Source organism: Burkholderia sp. 22088 (genome assembly GCF_052045915.1).
Lineage (GTDB): Bacteria > Pseudomonadota > Gammaproteobacteria > Burkholderiales > Burkholderiaceae > Burkholderia > Burkholderia cepacia.
Window position 1 is genome coordinate 215,947 of record NZ_JBQEPY010000004.1, and the last position, 14,869, is coordinate 230,815.

At 66.2% G+C, this 14,869-nt stretch carries 18 protein-coding genes; 2 read left to right on the plus strand and 16 right to left on the minus strand.

The window, feature by feature from the left end:
- Window position 1: 1 nt before the first annotated feature.
- The 13 genes from ACTJLD_RS09300 to ACTJLD_RS09360 form a co-directional block, all read right to left on the minus strand.
- Window positions 2-1,492: a DegQ family serine endoprotease gene (locus ACTJLD_RS09300; protein WP_440658594.1), complete on the minus strand. Its 1,491-nt coding sequence runs from the start codon at window positions 1,490-1,492 to the stop codon at window positions 2-4.
- A gap of 16 nt (window positions 1,493-1,508) precedes the next feature.
- Complete coding sequence (locus tag ACTJLD_RS09305; RefSeq protein WP_021159694.1) at window positions 1,509-2,561, minus strand: MucB/RseB C-terminal domain-containing protein; 1,053 nt, start codon at window positions 2,559-2,561, stop codon at window positions 1,509-1,511.
- Window positions 2,562-2,566: 5 nt separating this feature from the next.
- Window positions 2,567-3,184, minus strand: coding sequence for a sigma-E factor negative regulatory protein (locus ACTJLD_RS09310; RefSeq protein WP_027788009.1), 618 nt, complete (start codon window positions 3,182-3,184; stop codon window positions 2,567-2,569).
- A gap of 86 nt (window positions 3,185-3,270) precedes the next feature.
- Entirely contained in the window at window positions 3,271-3,870 is a 600-nt protein-coding gene (gene rpoE, locus ACTJLD_RS09315; RefSeq protein ID WP_006490873.1) for an RNA polymerase sigma factor RpoE, read from the minus strand.
- Between the two features lie 91 nt (window positions 3,871-3,961).
- Complete coding sequence (locus tag ACTJLD_RS09320) at window positions 3,962-4,426, minus strand: hypothetical protein (protein WP_440658596.1); 465 nt, start codon at window positions 4,424-4,426, stop codon at window positions 3,962-3,964.
- A 12-nt stretch (window positions 4,427-4,438) separates the two neighbouring features.
- Window positions 4,439-5,671 (minus strand): beta-ketoacyl-ACP synthase II, encoded by a 1,233-nt coding sequence (gene fabF, locus ACTJLD_RS09325; protein WP_021159697.1) that lies wholly within the window; start codon window positions 5,669-5,671, stop codon window positions 4,439-4,441.
- A 167-nt stretch (window positions 5,672-5,838) separates the two neighbouring features.
- Window positions 5,839-6,078 carry an acyl carrier protein gene (gene acpP / locus ACTJLD_RS09330; RefSeq protein WP_004197638.1) on the minus strand — a complete coding sequence of 80 codons (240 nt, stop codon included), beginning with the start codon at window positions 6,076-6,078 and terminating at the stop codon, window positions 5,839-5,841.
- A gap of 144 nt (window positions 6,079-6,222) precedes the next feature.
- Window positions 6,223-6,972 (minus strand): 3-oxoacyl-ACP reductase FabG, encoded by a 750-nt coding sequence (gene fabG, locus ACTJLD_RS09335; protein WP_006476504.1) that lies wholly within the window; start codon window positions 6,970-6,972, stop codon window positions 6,223-6,225.
- Between the two features lie 36 nt (window positions 6,973-7,008).
- Window positions 7,009-7,941 carry an ACP S-malonyltransferase gene (fabD, locus tag ACTJLD_RS09340; protein WP_059695440.1) on the minus strand — a complete coding sequence of 311 codons (933 nt, stop codon included), beginning with the start codon at window positions 7,939-7,941 and terminating at the stop codon, window positions 7,009-7,011.
- Between the two features lie 83 nt (window positions 7,942-8,024).
- Entirely contained in the window at window positions 8,025-9,014 is a 990-nt protein-coding gene (locus tag ACTJLD_RS09345; protein WP_027788011.1) for a beta-ketoacyl-ACP synthase III, read from the minus strand.
- On the minus strand, window positions 9,015-10,121 hold the full coding sequence (gene plsX, locus ACTJLD_RS09350; protein WP_027788012.1) for a phosphate acyltransferase PlsX: 1,107 nt from the start codon (window positions 10,119-10,121) through the stop codon (window positions 9,015-9,017). It abuts the gene before it with no gap.
- Window positions 10,122-10,250: 129 nt separating this feature from the next.
- Complete coding sequence (gene rpmF / locus ACTJLD_RS09355; protein ID WP_006051932.1) at window positions 10,251-10,430, minus strand: 50S ribosomal protein L32; 180 nt, start codon at window positions 10,428-10,430, stop codon at window positions 10,251-10,253.
- 98 nt (window positions 10,431-10,528) lie between these two features.
- Window positions 10,529-11,167, minus strand: a complete 639-nt coding sequence (locus tag ACTJLD_RS09360; RefSeq protein WP_021159702.1) for a DUF177 domain-containing protein — start codon at window positions 11,165-11,167, stop codon at window positions 10,529-10,531.
- Between the two features lie 221 nt (window positions 11,168-11,388).
- On the opposite strand from ACTJLD_RS09360, the gene ACTJLD_RS09365 reads away from it, so the two are divergent.
- Complete coding sequence (locus ACTJLD_RS09365) at window positions 11,389-12,021, plus strand: Maf-like protein (RefSeq protein WP_124918606.1); 633 nt, start codon at window positions 11,389-11,391, stop codon at window positions 12,019-12,021.
- A complete protein-coding gene (locus ACTJLD_RS09370) occupies window positions 12,018-12,740 on the plus strand; it encodes an SAM-dependent methyltransferase (RefSeq protein WP_048249558.1) in 723 nt (240 codons plus the stop codon). The genes ACTJLD_RS09365 and ACTJLD_RS09370 overlap by 4 nt, the downstream gene beginning before the upstream one ends.
- 62 nt (window positions 12,741-12,802) lie before the next feature.
- On the opposite strand, the gene ACTJLD_RS09375 is transcribed toward ACTJLD_RS09370, so the two are convergent.
- From ACTJLD_RS09375 to ACTJLD_RS09385, 3 genes are read right to left on the minus strand one after another with little or no spacing between them, the layout of a single operon-like run.
- Window positions 12,803-13,795 (minus strand): S49 family peptidase, encoded by a 993-nt coding sequence (locus ACTJLD_RS09375; RefSeq protein WP_027788015.1) that lies wholly within the window; start codon window positions 13,793-13,795, stop codon window positions 12,803-12,805.
- A gap of 12 nt (window positions 13,796-13,807) precedes the next feature.
- Window positions 13,808-14,209, minus strand: a complete 402-nt coding sequence (locus ACTJLD_RS09380; protein WP_021159704.1) for a Rieske (2Fe-2S) protein — start codon at window positions 14,207-14,209, stop codon at window positions 13,808-13,810.
- The gene (locus tag ACTJLD_RS09385; RefSeq protein ID WP_027788016.1) at window positions 14,206-14,865 is read right to left on the minus strand and encodes an HAD-IA family hydrolase; all 660 of its coding nucleotides are present in this window, start codon (window positions 14,863-14,865) and stop codon (window positions 14,206-14,208) included. Before ACTJLD_RS09385 ends, ACTJLD_RS09380 begins: the two co-directional genes overlap by 4 nt.
- Between the last annotated feature and the right edge of the window lie 4 nt (window positions 14,866-14,869).

Consider the following 14,869-nt stretch of genomic DNA (forward strand, 5'->3'; position numbering starts at 1 on the left):
GTTATTTCTGGCGCGGCCGCACGGGCACGAACTGCGTGTTGTCGCCGCGCCGCACGAGTACCGCGACCGCCTTCTGCGGATCGAGCTGCGCGGTCACTTCGGCGAACTGCTTCGCGTTCGTGATGTCGGTGTCGCCGACACGCAGCACGATGTCGCCGCGCTGCAAGCCCGCACGGGCGGCCGGGCCGTCGACGCCGTCGATCTGCACGCCGTTCTTCAGCTTCAGCGTCTTCATCTGCTCCGCCGTCAGGTCGCTGACCGTCAGACCGAGCGAGTTGGCCTGGCGCGGCTTCTGCGGCGCGTTCTTGCGCTGCTCGGCCTTCGCCGTCGATTCGGCCGGGGTTTCCGCGATCGTGATCGGCAGATCGCGTGCCTGACCCTTGCGCCACACGCTGACCGTCGCCTTCGTGCCCGGCTTCGTGTCGCCGACCATGCGCGGCAGATCCGACGCCGTGTCGACCGAACGGCCATTGAACTTCAGGATAATGTCGCCCGGCTGGATGCCCGCCTTGTCGGCCGGACCGCCCGGCTCGACGCTGCTGACGAGCGCGCCCTCCGCCTTCGGCAGCCCGATCGAGTCGGCCACGTCCTTCGTCACTTCGCCGATCGCTACCGCGATCCGGCCGCGCGTGACCTTGCCCGTCGCCTTCAGCTGGTCGGCCACGCGCATCGCCTCGTCGATCGGGATCGCGAACGAGATGCCCATGAAGCCGCCGGTACGGCTGTAGATCTGCGAGTTGATGCCGATCACCTCGCCCTGCATGTTGATCAGCGGGCCGCCCGAGTTGCCGGGGTTCACGGCGACGTCGGTCTGGATGAACGGCAGGTAGTCGCCCGTGTTGCGGCTCTTCGAGCTGACGATGCCGGCCGTCACCGTGTTGTCGAGGCCGAACGGCGAACCGATCGCGACGACCCACTCGCCGACACGCACCTTGTTCGAATCGCCGATCGCGACGACCGGCAGGTTCGACGCCTGGATCTTGACGACCGCGACGTCCGTGCGATCGTCGACGCCGATCAGCTTCGCCTTGAATTCGCGCTTGTCGGTCAGCGTCACGTAGATGGTGTCCGCATCGTCGACGACGTGCGCATTGGTCATCACGTAACCGTCGGCCGACACGATGAAGCCCGAACCGACGCCGCGATTCTGTTCGGTGTCGGGCGGATTGTCCGGCGCCGGCGCGTTCTTCGGGTTGCCGCCGCTGTTGCCGGGCGCCTGCGGCAGCGGAATGCCGAAGAAGCGCCGGAAGAATTCCGACATGTCGCCGTTGTCGAAGCCCGGCGGGAGCATCCCGCGCGGGCCGCTGCTCGTCGGCACGTTGGCGGTGGTCCGGATGTTCACGACGGCCGGCCCGACCTTTTCGACCAGATCGGCGAAGTCGGGCAGGCTGGCAGCGGGAGCCGTCACCGCGACCGCGGTATGTGGCACGAGCGGCAGGCAGGCAGACAGCGCCGCCGCCGCGAGCCATTTGCGCAGCGTGAGTTTCATCATGTCGGAAGCCGTAGCGTTACTTGGAAGCCTTGTATTCTATGGCAGACGCGAACTGCTGCAACGTAGCCGGCGGCACTTCGCCGAGCACGGTGATCCAGTAGTCGCCGCGGCGCTTCACGAGAACGTTCGTTGCACCGGTGCTGCCCGCGCCTTCCTTGCGCGTATTCTTTTCGGCCGGCTCGATGAAAACCGAAATCGTCGCGAGACCGTCGGTGAAGACGGCCTGATCGACCGGAATCGGCGGCTCACCCGCGTCGCGCGCGGCCATCGGCCGGCGCACTTCGCGAATCTTCTGGAAACCGGCGACACTCGGTGCGAGTTGCCAGCCCTGCGCTTCCATGTCGACCGTCGCGACCGGCGGACGTACGACCGTCCAGCCGCTCAGGTTGCGCATGCCGGCCGCGATCGCGGCCTTGTCGCCGCTTGCGCCGCCCGTCTGCAATTGCGAGAACGCGATCTGCTCGAGCACATGATCGTTCGCATCGAGCGTCTGCGAACGCAGCAGCAGCCCCGTGCGCGCATCGGCCCACAGCTTGTACGTGAAGCGGTATGCGTCCTTCGGCACGAGCTCGACGACCTGCGCGTCGATCCCAGCGACACGATCCTTGCCGAGCGACTTCGCGTCGTAGACGGACATCACGTGCTCGCCGCTCGCGCCAAGCAGCGCGGGGAACGAGTCGCGCGTCTGACGGCGCTCGACCACACACAGCTTGCGCTCGGGTACGAACGTGTACAGCTCGTCGTTGTGGCGCAGCAGCTTGCGCGGCTTGCCGTCGAGCGTCTCGATGCGTTCGAACTCGCCGTCGCGGGACGCGACGTGCGCAATGCGCGACGACTGCACATACCCGCCGCGCTGATAGACGAACGTGCCTTCGTAGCTCTGCTGCTGCGCCGCTTGCTGGACGCGGTCGAGCCAGTCCGCGGCACCCTTGCGGGTCGCGACGGGATCGTCCGGTTGCTGGGCGCTGGCAGGAAGGGATTGAACGGACAACAGGGCGGCTGCGCAAAGCAGGAGGGCCGGCAGCCGCTTCCATCCGGAGATGGCTTGATTCAACTGCAATGTCCGCATCGGGTTTATTGGCCTGGCGTGGTGGTCACGGCAGCGCGGATCAGCGGCATCGAACCCGTGACGACGGGCTGCTGCGCGAATTGCTGGTGCGCTTCAAGGTATTGGTCGAGGCTGGCGTCGCGGATGATGTTGACGTCCTGCAGCCCCGGCTGGGCCGATGCCTGCGCAACCGTCACGCGCTGCAGGTTGCCGCCTTGCGGCGCACCGGCCGACGCGACCTGGACGGCGCCCGGGGCACCGGCCGTCTGCATTTGCGGGACGACGATCCACGTCAGCGTGGCCGCCGCGGCGGCAACCGCGAACGCGGGCACGACGCGCCGGCGCAGCGACAGCAGCTTGCGCGCGACGGGCGCTGCCGCCGGCGCGAGCAGGTGCGGCTCGCTTTCGAGCGCAGCCGACATGCGCGCGGTGAACGCGACGCTCAGCGCGGGCGACAGCGCCAGTTCGTCCGAGCGCAGCGCATCGCCGATCAGGTGGTAATGGGCCCACGCAGCGCGATCCGCGCGGTTGAGCTCAGCCAGAAACTGCCCGTTGTCCGGGCCATCGAACATTTCGCCGTCGACCAGCGCGGAAAGGCGCTCACCGCGCGAGCACGCTTGCGACTGCGTATTGACCGACCCCATGATGCTCCCCATCTTGCACACCCCGTCGTGACTTCACGACTCTAACCGTAACTAGACCCCGACCCGCGTCGCTCCGCCTGTCGCGCTTACCAGCGCTTGCCTTCGGGCGTATCGAGCAGCGGACGCAATTTGGCAGCGATTGCCTCGCGTGCACGGAAGATCCGCGACCGGACCGTCCCGATCGGACAGCCCATCATTTCCGCGATCTCTTCGTAGCTCAGGCCCTCGATCTCGCGCAGCGTAATTGCCTGGCGCAGTTCCTCGGGCAGCAGAGCCATGGCAGCGTTGACCGTCTCGGCAATCTGCTTGCTCATCAACATCGACTCAGGCGTGTTGATATCCCTTAGTTGGTCTGCGTCGGAGAAAGTTTCCGCTTCCTCCGCATCGGCCTCGGTCGAGGTCGGCGCCCGGCGGCCTTGCGTCGCAAGGTAGTTCTTCGCCGTGTTGACGGCAATTCGGTACAACCACGTATAGAACGCCGATTCGCCGCGGAATTGCGGCAGCGCACGATACGCCTTGATGAACGCGTCCTGGGCCACATCCTCGACCTCGGCGGGATCCCGCACGAGGCGCGAGATCAGCCGAATGATCTTGCGGTGGTATTTGGAGACCAGGAGTTCGAACGCCGCCTTGTCGCCCTTCTGTACGCGTTCGACCAGAGCCTGATCGATTTCTTTTTCACTCACCTGACAAATCCGTTAACTAGGGATGCAACGCGGAGCGTCATTGTAACGTTCCCGCGCCGGACGCTGGTTACGGTACGTAACCGCGCCGCCGTCATGCCCGCCCCGCCGCGCCCGCCGTCTTCGCCAGCACGGAAAGCGCGCTGAACGATGCCGCGTCGAGCGCATCGGCCGGAATCAGCAGCGGCCGGGCCCGCCGGGCACCCTGCCCGACCGACAGCACCAGCAGCAGGCTGCTCCAGTGCGCATGCCCCGTCACGCGGCCACGGGCCAGCAGGCGCCCGGTGCGGCCAAACGCCGCAATTTCCCCGAACGCGTCGATCCGCAGCTCGGCCGGCAGCCGGCGGGCACAGGCCCGTGCGGCGCATACGGCCAGCAGCGCAGCCGTCACGGCCGACACGCATGCGCCCGCAGCAGCGCCCGCGCGCGGCGCCCAGAACAGGTAGGCCGACGCGGCAGCCGACGCGACGAACGCGGCCAGCACGACATATGACACGGCCGAGGCCCGCAACGCAAAGCGCTGCGGACGCCCGGCCGGCGCATCGAATTGACTCGTCAAGTGACTGCGGCGTCAGACGCGCTTGAACACCAGCGTGCCGTTGGTACCGCCGAAGCCGAAGTTGTTCTTCACGGCCACGTCGATCTTCATGTCACGTGCGGTGTTCGCGCAGTAATCGAGATCGCACTCGGGGTCCTGGTTGAAGATGTTGATGGTCGGCGGCGACACGTTGTTGTGCAGCGCGAGCACCGTGAACACCGACTCGAGGCCGCCCGCGCCGCCCAGCAGGTGGCCCGTCATCGACTTCGTCGAGTTCACGACGATCTTGTACGCATGCTCGCCGAAAGCCGCCTTCACCGCGTCGGACTCGTTCTTGTCGCCCAGCGGCGTCGACGTGCCATGCGCGTTCAGGTACTGGACCTCGTCCGCGTTCACGCCGGCGTCGCGCAGTGCCGCGACCATGCAGCGGCGCGGGCCGTCCATGTTCGGCGCGGTCATGTGGTACGCATCGCCCGTCATGCCGAAGCCCGAGACTTCCGCGTAGATCTTCGCACCGCGCGCCTTCGCCGCTTCGTATTCCTCGAGCACCATCACGCCCGCACCTTCGCCCAGCACGAAGCCGTCGCGGTCCTTGTCCCACGGCCGGGACGCGGTGGCCGGATCGTCGTTGCGGGTCGACAGCGCGCGCGCTGCCGCGAAACCGCCGATGCCGAGCGGCGACACCGTCGATTCGGCGCCGCCCGCGACCATCACGTCGGCGTCGCCCGCCTGGATCAGGCGCGCCGCGAGGCCGATGCTGTGCAGGCCGGTCGTGCAGGCCGTGACGGCCGCGAGGTTCGGGCCCTTCAGGCCGAACATGATGCTCAGGTGACCCGAGATCATGTTGATGATCGAACCCGGCACGAAGAACGGCGAAATCCGGCGCGCGCCGCGATCGACGTAGGTCTGGTGCGTATCTTCGATCATCGGCAGGCCGCCGATGCCGGAACCGACCAGCACGCCGATGCGTTCCGCATTGGTTTCGTTCACTTCCAGCCCGCTGTCCTTGATGGCCTGGACGCCGGCGGCGATGCCGTAATGGATGAACGTATCCATGTTCCGGGCTTCCTTCGCCGGGATGTACTCCTCGGCGCTGAACCCCTTCACTTCGCCCGCGAAATGGACGGCGAGGTTCGACGGGTCGAACTTCGTGACGGTGGCAATGCCGGACTTGCCGGCGACGAGATTGGCCCAGCCGTCGGCAACATTATTGCCAACAGGCGAAATCAGCCCCAGGCCTGTAACAACAACACGACGGCGGCTCACGGTAACCTCTTTTCCATTATTGGATGACAAAAACAAAAGCCACAGTGGCCACAGGAACCAGCCCTGCGAGCCCTGTGGCTGTTAGTCCGTCCGGCGCGAGGCCGGCAGGATGGCGCGTCAATCGCGAAGATCGCGGCGACGTGGCGGACAAGCGCGAAAGGCGCCTGTTACGCCTTGACGTTTGCGCGAGCGTAGTCGATCGCTTGCTGAACGGTCGTGATCTTCTCTGCTTCTTCGTCCGGGATTTCCATGCCGAACTCGTCTTCGAGAGCCATCACCAGTTCGACGGTGTCGAGCGAGTCGGCGCCCAGGTCGTTCACGAACGAAGCTTCGTTCTTGATCTCGGCTTCCGCGACGCCCAGTTGTTCAGCGACGATCTTCTTGACACGTTGTTCGATGTTGTCCATTACCCCTCCGAGGGAAAGTTCAGATTTACAAGTGCGCGCATTTTATCAGGTTTGCTGACGCCAAAACGCGCGTTGGCTTGATGGTCGATCAAGCGCCGATCCGCCTGAAAAACGGGATACGGCGCGGATGGTAAACGAAAATCGTTACGACATGTACATGCCGCCGTTCACGTGCAGCGTCGTACCGGTGATGTAACCGGCCTGCGGCGATGCGAGGAACGCGACGGCATGGGCAATGTCTTCCGGGCTGCCGAGGCGGCCGAGCGGAATCTGGGTCTTGAGCGCGGCCTGCTGTTCTTCCGGCAGCGTCTTCGTCATGTCGGTGTCGATGAAGCCCGGCGCCACACAGTTCACGGTGATGCCGCGGCTGCCGATTTCACGTGCGAGCGCACGGGTCATGCCCGCGACGCCGGCCTTCGCAGCCGCGTAGTTGACCTGACCCGGGTTACCGGCCGAGCCGACCACCGACGTGATGTTGATGATGCGGCCGCCACGCGCCTTCATCATCGGGCGCAGCACCGCGCGCGACAGGCGGAACACCGACTTCAGGTTGGTGTCGATCACTGCGTCCCAGTCCTCGTCCTTCATCCGCATCGCGAGCTGGTCCTGCGTGATGCCCGCGTTGTTGACGAGCACGTTCAGCGCACCGAATTCCTTCACGGTCGCGTCGATCAGCGCCTCGGCGGCTGCCGCGTCGTTGACGTTCAGCACCGCACCGCGACCCGTGACGCCCGCTTCCGCGAACGCCGCGGTGATCGCTGCGGCGCCCGACTCACTCGTCGCCGTGCCGATCACCGTCGCGCCCAGGCGCGCGAGTTCGAGCGCGATCGAACGGCCGATGCCGCGCGATGCGCCGGTAACGATCGCAACCTGTTTATCGAGAGTCTTGTCCATGAATCGAATATCCGTCTCTTGAGAAAAGGCGCCGCGTCAGGCGGTCACCAGCTTGAGCGCTTCGTCGAGCGACGCCGGATCGAACACCGACGCACCCGTCAGGTTGCCGTCGATGCGCTTCGTCAGGCCGGCGAGCACCTTGCCCGGACCGCATTCGATCACGTGCGTGACGCCCGTGCCTGCGATGTGCTGCACGCACTCGACCCAGCGCACCGGGCCCGCGGCCTGGCGCACCAGCGCGTCCTTGATCGCGGCCGGATCGCTGACCACGGCGACGTCGATGTTGTTGACGACCGGAATCTGCGGCGCCTTCACGTCGACGTTCGCGAGGTAGTCGCGCAACTGATCCGACGCCGGCTTGAGCAGCGACGAATGGAACGGCGCCGACACCGGCAGCGGCAGCGCGCGCTTCGCGCCCTTCGCCTTCGCGATCTCGCAGGCCTTTTCGACCGCGGCCTTGTTGCCTGCGATAACGACCTGTGCGGGTGCATTGAAGTTCACTGCTTCGACGACGCCCGCTTCCGCGGCTTCCGCGCATACCGCACGCACCGTGTCGTCATCGAGCCCCAGGATCGCAGCCATGCCGCCCTGGCCGACCGGCACGGCCGTCTGCATCGCCTGCGCGCGAAAGCGCACGAGCGGCACGGCATCCTTGAACGCGAGCGCGCCGGCGGCGACGAGCGCCGTGTATTCGCCGAGGCTGTGGCCGGCGACGATCGACGGCGCCGGGCCGCCCGCCTGCTGCCACGCGCGATAGCACGCATAGGCCGCGGTCAGCATCACGGGCTGCGTGTTGGTGGTGAGGTTCAGCTCTTCGGCCGGGCCTTCGGCGATCAGCTTGCCGAGATCCTGATTGAGTGCATCGGACGCTTCCTGGAGCGTCTCGCGCACGACGGCCAGATCGGCGAATGCGTTGAGCATGCCGACCGCCTGCGAGCCCTGCCCCGGAAATACGAATGCAAATTTCATATCGTCCCCAATTGAATCGATTCGGACGGCGCGCACGAATGGCGCGCCGGTGGGATCCGCGCGCAGCAGTCGCGCGCCGCGGATCAGTAGCGGAAGACCGACGCGCCCCAGGTGAAGCCGCCGCCGACGCCTTCGATCAGCACGTGCTGGCCACGCTGGATGCGACCGTCGCGTACCGCGGTGTCGAGCGCCAGCGGGATCGACGCGGCCGACGTGTTGCCGTGCTGGTCGACCGTCACGACCATGCGCTCCTGCGGCAGGCCGAGCTTGCGGCAGGTGCTGGTCATGATGCGGATGTTGGCCTGGTGCGGAATCAGCCAGTCGATCTGCTCGGGCGCGAGATTCGCCTTCGCGAGCGCCTCGATCGCGACCTTCTCGAGCACGTTGACCGCGAGCTTGAACACGGCCTGCCCGTCCATGTACAGGAACGCACTGCCTTCGATCACGCCGCGGTTGACGTTGCCCGGCGTGCAGAGGATATGCGAGTAGCTGCCGTCCGCGTGCAGCGCGCTGCCGAGCACGCCCGGCTCTTCCGACGCGGACAGGATCACCGCGCCCGCGCCGTCGCCGAACAGCACGCAGGTCGTGCGGTCCTTGAAGTCGAGAATGCGCGAGAACGTCTCCGCGCCCACCACGAGCGCGGTGCGGTGCTGGCCGCTGCGGATGAAGCTGTCGGCCGTCGCCATCGCGTACGCGAAGCCCGAACACACGGCCTGCACGTCGAAGGCCGCGCCGCCGTTCTTGATGCCGAGCTTGTTCTGCAGCAGGCACGCGGTGCTCGGGAACACGAAATCGGGGGTCGAAGTCGCGACGATGATCAGGTCGATCGACTGCGGATCGATGCCGGCGGCCTCGATCGCGCGACGCGACGCCTCGAGCGCGAGGTCGCTGGTCGTGACGTCCGGTGCGGCGAAATGGCGCGCATGGATGCCCGTGCGCGCAACGATCCATTCATCGCTCGTCTCGATGCCTTCCTTCGCAAGACGATCGGTCAACTGCTGGTTCGTGACGCGGTCAGGCGGCAGGTAGCTGCCCGTGCCGAGCACGCGGGAATAGAGAGTCGATTGGGCCATTTATGCTTTAGAGGATTGCGCAGCGGAAGGTTCGGCGTGATGGCCTGCGGCGGGGCTTGCATGGCCCGCGCCGCCCGCGTTGTGTTCGCCGTCGCCGAGCGACACCGAATTATCCGCCATCGCACGCGTGAGGCGCTCCAGCACGCCGTTTTTGACGGCATCATACCCGCGTTTGATTGCCCACTCAAACGCGTAGGCATCGGCCGAACCATGGCTCTTGATCACGAGGCTCTTCAGCCCCAGCAGCGCCGCGCCGTTGTACTGGCGGTGATCGACGCGCTTCTTGAAACGCATCAGGACAGGCAGCGCGAGCAGCGCCATCAGCTTCGACATCAGCGAACGGCCAAACTCTTCGCGGATGATGTCCGACAGCATCTGCGCGAGCCCCTCGGACGTCTTCAGCGCGACGTTGCCGACGAAGCCGTCGCACACGATCACGTCGACCGTGCCCTTGTAGATGTCGTTGCCTTCGACGTTGCCACGGAAGTTGAGCGTGCTGGCGCGCAGCAGTTCGCCTGCGCGCTTGATCGTCTCGTTGCCCTTGATCATCTCTTCGCCGATGTTCAAGAGGCCGATCGTCGGACGCTCCTTGCCTTCCAGCGCAGCCACGAGCGCGTGCCCCATTTCCGCGAACTGCAGCAGGTGCTGCGGTTCGCAGTCGACGTTCGCGCCGAGATCCAGCATCATCGTGTAGCCGGTCGGGTTCGGCAGCGCGAACGCGATCGCGGGCCGCTCGATGCCGGGCAGCGTCTTGAGTACGTAACGGGAAACGGCCATCAGCGCGCCGGTATTGCCGGCGGAGATGCAGGCCTGCGCCGCGCCTTCCTTGACGTGATTGAGTGCGACGCGCATCGAAGAATCCTTCTTCTTGCGCAGCGCCACTTCGACAGGGTCGTCCATCGCCACGACTTCGGTGGCGGGAACGATGGTCAGCGCGGGATCGTCGAGGACTTTCAGCTTTTTCAGCTGAGCGCGGATCGCGCTTTCGATGCCGACGAGCATCAGGTGCGCATCGGGATGCGCGCGGACGAACTTGACTGCCGCGGGAACGGTCACGGACGGGCCGTGGTCGCCTCCCATGCAATCGATTGTGAGCTTTACGGTCATGGAATGCGACGAATTTCAGGCACAAAAAAGCGGCAGTTGAATGCCGCCTTTTTGTTGAGCCAGGAAAGTGTCAAGCGAACCAGTTGTCACGCGAACGGCAAACGTAGCGCGCAACGCGTGACTTGACGCTTAGTCGTTCTTCGTCTTGACGACTTTCTTGCCGCGGTAGTAGCCGTTCGGGCTGACGTGGTGACGCAGGTGCACTTCACCCGTGCTCGGCTCGACTGCCAGCGGCGCTGCCGTCAGGAAATCGTGCGAACGATGCATGCCGCGCTTCGACGGCGACTTCTTGTTTTGCTGGACTGCCATGACTAACTCCTAAATAATTTTCCGGATTCTAACACAGCCCGATCCGGCGCTTAACTACCCTGGCCCAAAGCCTTTACGCCTTCCCGCGCCACAACTGCTTAGTGTTTCTTGGTGCCGTCACCGCCCTTCTTCAGCGCTTCCAGCGCCGCGAACGGATTCGGCCGTTTGCCTTCGTCCCCGGCTTCGTCGGACTCCTCGTCCGTCTCTTCCGCGGGACCGCTCGCACCCGACACGAGGCTTTCGTGAACTGCCGGGCAAACCTCGTGCTTGGGCACGAGCGGCAACGAAAGCAGCAATTCCTCTTCGATCAAGTCGACGAGATCGAACTGGCGTGAGCCCACGATCACATCGGCTTCATCGTCGTCGAGCGGAAATTCTTCAGCTTCTTCTTCGGTCGCGACGACCCGGTACGTCATGTCGACGTCGAACGTCTGGTCGTACGGGGTCATGCAGCGCTGACACGTGAGCCACGCATGACCGTGCACCGCGAGGCGCAGATACGGCTGCTGCCCGTCAGCGCCGTCGTCCTGCAACTCCTTCTGGGTGAACCCTTCCGCCTGCCATGTGAAGACCGTGTCGCGATCTGGCGCGTCCGCGGGCACTTCGTTTAACATGCGCGGCAGTTGCGAGAGGTGCACCGCGCCTGCTGCCTGCCGCCCGCTGCGGGCGAACTCGAACAGGTCGACTGCATGCGGATCAAGTGGCGCCGCAGCAGGTTTGCCAGAAGAAGTGTTCATGTGCGCTCCTGCCTACAGGCTGACTTGCGGATCCGGCTTGGTGCCGCTCGCGTACGGGTGACCGTACTTTACTTCCGAAGACCCGGCAGGCGCCACCACAACGGAAGCCTGCCGACGAAAAGCGGGAAAGCATACCTGTTTTACCTTTTGCAGTCAATCACTTAAGCTTGCGTCCGCAGCAACGCTGCGCAACACCCGACGACTCACCGATCCCACCGACCATGCCGGATACCGTTTGCCGCCCGCCGCGGCTGATTCTTGCCTCCAGTTCACGCTACCGCCGCGCGCTCCTCGAGCGCCTCGGCATCCCCTTCGACGTCGTGTCGCCCGACCTCGACGAAACCCCGCGCGACGGCGAGACGCCGGCCGCGACCGCACTGCGCCTTGCGGGCGCGAAAGCGCGCGCCGTCGCTGCGACGATCGACGCGCCGGACGGCGTGCTCGTAATCGGGTCCGACCAGGTCGCGACCTTCGACGGGCTCCAGATCGGCAAACCCGGCACGCATGAGCGCGCGCTCGCGCAACTCGTGTCGATGCAGGGCCGCGAAGTCGAATTCCACAGCGCGCTCTGCCTGTATGACAGCCGCACGGGCGAAGCGCAGGTCGAGGACGTCGTCACGCGCGTGCGTTTCCGCTCGCTGCCCGAGGCCGAACTCGATGCGTACCTGCGCGCGGAAACGCCGTACGACGTCGCCGGCAGCGCCAAGTCGGAAGGGCTCGGCATCGCGCTGCTCGACGCGATCGACTCGAACGACCCGACGGCACTCGTCGGCCTGCCGCTGATCGCGCTCACGCGGATGCTGCGCGCCGCCGACTATCCGCTGTTTGCAACCACCCGTGGAGACCGCACATGACGGCCGGCACGCTCTATCTCGTTCCGAACACGCTCGGCGAAGGCGACGAATCGATGCTCGCGGCCGTCCTGCCCGCGGCCGTGCAGGCACGCGCCGGCACGCTCGGCTATTACATCGGCGAGAACGCGAAGACGACGCGCGCGTTTCTGAAGAAGATCGGCACGACGCGCCCGATCCAGGAAATCGAGATCAGCGAACTGAACGTCAATACGCCGGCCGGCCAGATCGACCGGCTGCTCGCGCCCGTGCTGGCCGGTGCGGACGCCGGCCTCGTATCCGAAGCCGGCTGCCCGGCCGTCGCCGATCCCGGCGCCTTGCTGGTGCGCCGCGCACACGAGCGCGGGGTGAAGGTCGTGCCGCTCGTCGGGCCGAGCTCGATCCTGCTCGCGCTGATGGCATCGGGCCTGAACGGCCAGAGCTTCGCGTTCAACGGCTACCTGCCGGTCGACGCGGCCGCGCGCGCGAAACGCCTGCGCGAACTCGAGCAGCTGTCACGCAAGGCGCGCCAGACGCAGATCTTCATCGAAACGCCGTACCGGAATCAGGCGATGCTCGACACGCTCGTCGCGACCTGCGCACCGTCGACGCAGATCTGCGTCGCGGCCGACCTGACCCTCGCGACCGAGACGATCGCGAGCCGCACCGTGGCGGACTGGAAAAAGGCGCCTGCGCCGAATCTGCACAAGCGCCCTGCGATCTTCCTGCTGCTGGCGAACTGAAGCCGCGACCGGCGGCTGCCCGGCAGCCGATCGGCGGGCCATCGCGGCCCGCCCGCTTCCGGTCAGCGCAGGCTGACCGACGCGCCGCCGGCCGTCAGCGCCTTCATCGCGGCGCCGCCGACGGCCGCGCCGAACTTGCGCGCGACACGGTTCGTCAGGCTTTCCTTCACCGTATAGTCGACGAGATCGGGCGCCTTCAGCACGTCGCGCGCGACCGTGTCGGTCGTGCCGAAGCCGTCGGCGAGCCCGAGCTCGACGCTCTTCTCGCCGGTCCAGAACAGGCCCGAGAACATGTCGGGCGTCTCGTGCAGCCGCTTGCCGCGGCCATCCTTCACCGCCTTGATGAACTGCGCGTGCACCTGATCGAGCAACGCCTGCGCATGCGCGTCCATCTTCGGCGTGTCGGGCGAGAACGGGTCGTAGAAGCCCTTGTTTTCGCCCGAGGTATGCAGGCGCCGCTCGACGCCGAGCTTGCCCATCAGGCCGGTAAAGCCGAACCCGTCCATCAGCACGCCGATCGACCCGACGATGCTTGCCTTGTCGACGAAGATCTTGTCGGCCGCGGACGCGATGTAATAGCCGCCCGAAGCACACATGTCGGTCACGACGACGTACAGCGGCTTGTCCGGATGCTTCGCGCGCAGCCGCCGGATCTCGTCGTAGACCATCCCGGCCTGCACCGGGCTGCCGCCCGGGCTGTTGATCCGCAGCACGACGCCGGCCGTACCGTCGTCGTCGAATGCGGCGTCGAGCGCCGTGTTGATGTCGTCGGCGTTCGCGTTGACGCCGGCGGCGATCTCGCCGTCGATCGTCACGAGCGCCGTATGCCGCCCGCTCGCCGAGAACTTCGCATCGCTCGAGAAATCGATCAGCGCGAACGCAAGCAGCACGAACACGCCGAGGAACGCGAAGCGGAAGAAGATCTTCCAGCGCCGTGCCGCGCGCTGCTCCTTGACGGCCGCGAGCGCGATCCGCTCGAGCGCCGCACGCTCCCAGTTCGGTTCACGGCTGTCGGGACGGGAGGAGGAATCCGGGGAATTCGGTTGGTCGGCCATGCGGTGTTGTCGTCAGTCGGTCGTGGCGGAAACGGCGGGACGCAGGTCGGCGTCGGGCACCCAGAATACCGCACGCCCGTCGGCCGTGTCGCGCTCGTCGACCTCGACCGGCCGCAGCCGGCCGCCGCGGCACGGGCCGCCGACGCACTTGCCGGTGTTCGGCTCGTAGATCGCGCCATGCGTCGCGCACATCAGGTAGAGGCCCGACGATTCGAAGAACTGCCCTTCGGCCCAGTCGAGCTCCATCGGCACATGCGCGCAGCGGTTCAGGTAACCGTATGCGCGCCCCTCGTAGCGCACGAAGAACACGACGGCCTGCTCGCCGCGCAGCGTCGCGTCGACGCGCACGCCGGCACCGCCGTCGGCCAGGGCATCCGATGCGCACACGCGCATCGCGTCCGGCGCCGCGCTCATGCGTGCTCCCGCAACCACGCGGCCAGCGCTTCGACGTCCGGCGCGACGAAGCGCGGCGTGAGCGCAGCCAGCGCATCGGCCGTGTGCGCGCCGTAAGCGACACCGACGCCGGCCGCCCCGGCACTCGCGGCCATCTGCAGGTCGTGCGTCGTGTCGCCGATCATCACGGTGCGAGAAAGATCCTGCCCCAGTTCCCGGGACAGCTCGTGCAGCATCGCCGGATGGGGTTTGGAGAAAGTCTCGTCCGCGCAGCGCGTCGCATCGAACAGGCTCGTCAGCTTCGACTGGTCGAGCACGCGATTCAGCCCGACCCGGCCCTTGCCGGTTGCCACCGCGAGCAGATAACCGGTGTCGCGCAGCTCGGCGAGCAGTTCGCGCACGCCGGCGAACAGCTCGATGCGCTGGTCGTCGAGCAGATAGTGATAGCGGTAGCGCTCGGCGAGCCGCGAATAGTCGGACGGATCGAGGGTCGGAGCGGTAATCTGCAGCGCGTCGCGCAGGCCGAGGCCGATCACGTAGCGCGACGCCTCGTCGGACGGCGTGGGCAGGCCGAGATCGCGGCATGCGGCCTGGATGCTGTGCGCGATGTGCGCAGTCGAATCCATCAGCGTGCCGTCCCAGTCGAAGACGATCAGGTCAAATTGCTGTCGAGCCATGCGG

What these genes read in the sequence shown, in the direction of transcription:
- ACTJLD_RS09300 (WP_440658594.1), bottom strand. Translation starts at nt 1,492, where the DNA reads ATGATGAAACTCACGCTGCGCAAATGGCTCGCGGCGGCGGCGCTGTCT.
- ACTJLD_RS09305 (WP_021159694.1), bottom strand. Translation starts at nt 2,561, where the DNA reads ATGCGGACATTGCAGTTGAATCAAGCCATCTCCGGATGGAAGCGGCTG.
- ACTJLD_RS09310 (WP_027788009.1), bottom strand. Translation starts at nt 3,184, where the DNA reads ATGGGGTCGGTCAATACGCAGTCGCAAGCGTGCTCGCGCGGTGAGCGC.
- acpP (WP_004197638.1), bottom strand. Translation starts at nt 6,078, where the DNA reads ATGGACAACATCGAACAACGTGTCAAGAAGATCGTCGCTGAACAACTG.
- fabG (WP_006476504.1), bottom strand. Translation starts at nt 6,972, where the DNA reads ATGGACAAGACTCTCGATAAACAGGTTGCGATCGTTACCGGCGCATCG.
- fabD (WP_059695440.1), bottom strand. Translation starts at nt 7,941, where the DNA reads ATGAAATTTGCATTCGTATTTCCGGGGCAGGGCTCGCAGGCGGTCGGC.
- ACTJLD_RS09345 (WP_027788011.1), bottom strand. Translation starts at nt 9,014, where the DNA reads ATGGCCCAATCGACTCTCTATTCCCGCGTGCTCGGCACGGGCAGCTAC.
- plsX (WP_027788012.1), bottom strand. Translation starts at nt 10,121, where the DNA reads ATGACCGTAAAGCTCACAATCGATTGCATGGGAGGCGACCACGGCCCG.
- rpmF (WP_006051932.1), bottom strand. Translation starts at nt 10,430, where the DNA reads ATGGCAGTCCAGCAAAACAAGAAGTCGCCGTCGAAGCGCGGCATGCAT.
- ACTJLD_RS09360 (WP_021159702.1), bottom strand. Translation starts at nt 11,167, where the DNA reads ATGAACACTTCTTCTGGCAAACCTGCTGCGGCGCCACTTGATCCGCAT.
- ACTJLD_RS09365 (WP_124918606.1), top strand. Translation starts at nt 11,389, where the DNA reads ATGCCGGATACCGTTTGCCGCCCGCCGCGGCTGATTCTTGCCTCCAGT.
- ACTJLD_RS09370 (WP_048249558.1), top strand. Translation starts at nt 12,018, where the DNA reads ATGACGGCCGGCACGCTCTATCTCGTTCCGAACACGCTCGGCGAAGGC.
- ACTJLD_RS09375 (WP_027788015.1), bottom strand. Translation starts at nt 13,795, where the DNA reads ATGGCCGACCAACCGAATTCCCCGGATTCCTCCTCCCGTCCCGACAGC.
- ACTJLD_RS09380 (WP_021159704.1), bottom strand. Translation starts at nt 14,209, where the DNA reads ATGAGCGCGGCGCCGGACGCGATGCGCGTGTGCGCATCGGATGCCCTG.
- ACTJLD_RS09385 (WP_027788016.1), bottom strand. Translation starts at nt 14,865, where the DNA reads ATGGCTCGACAGCAATTTGACCTGATCGTCTTCGACTGGGACGGCACG.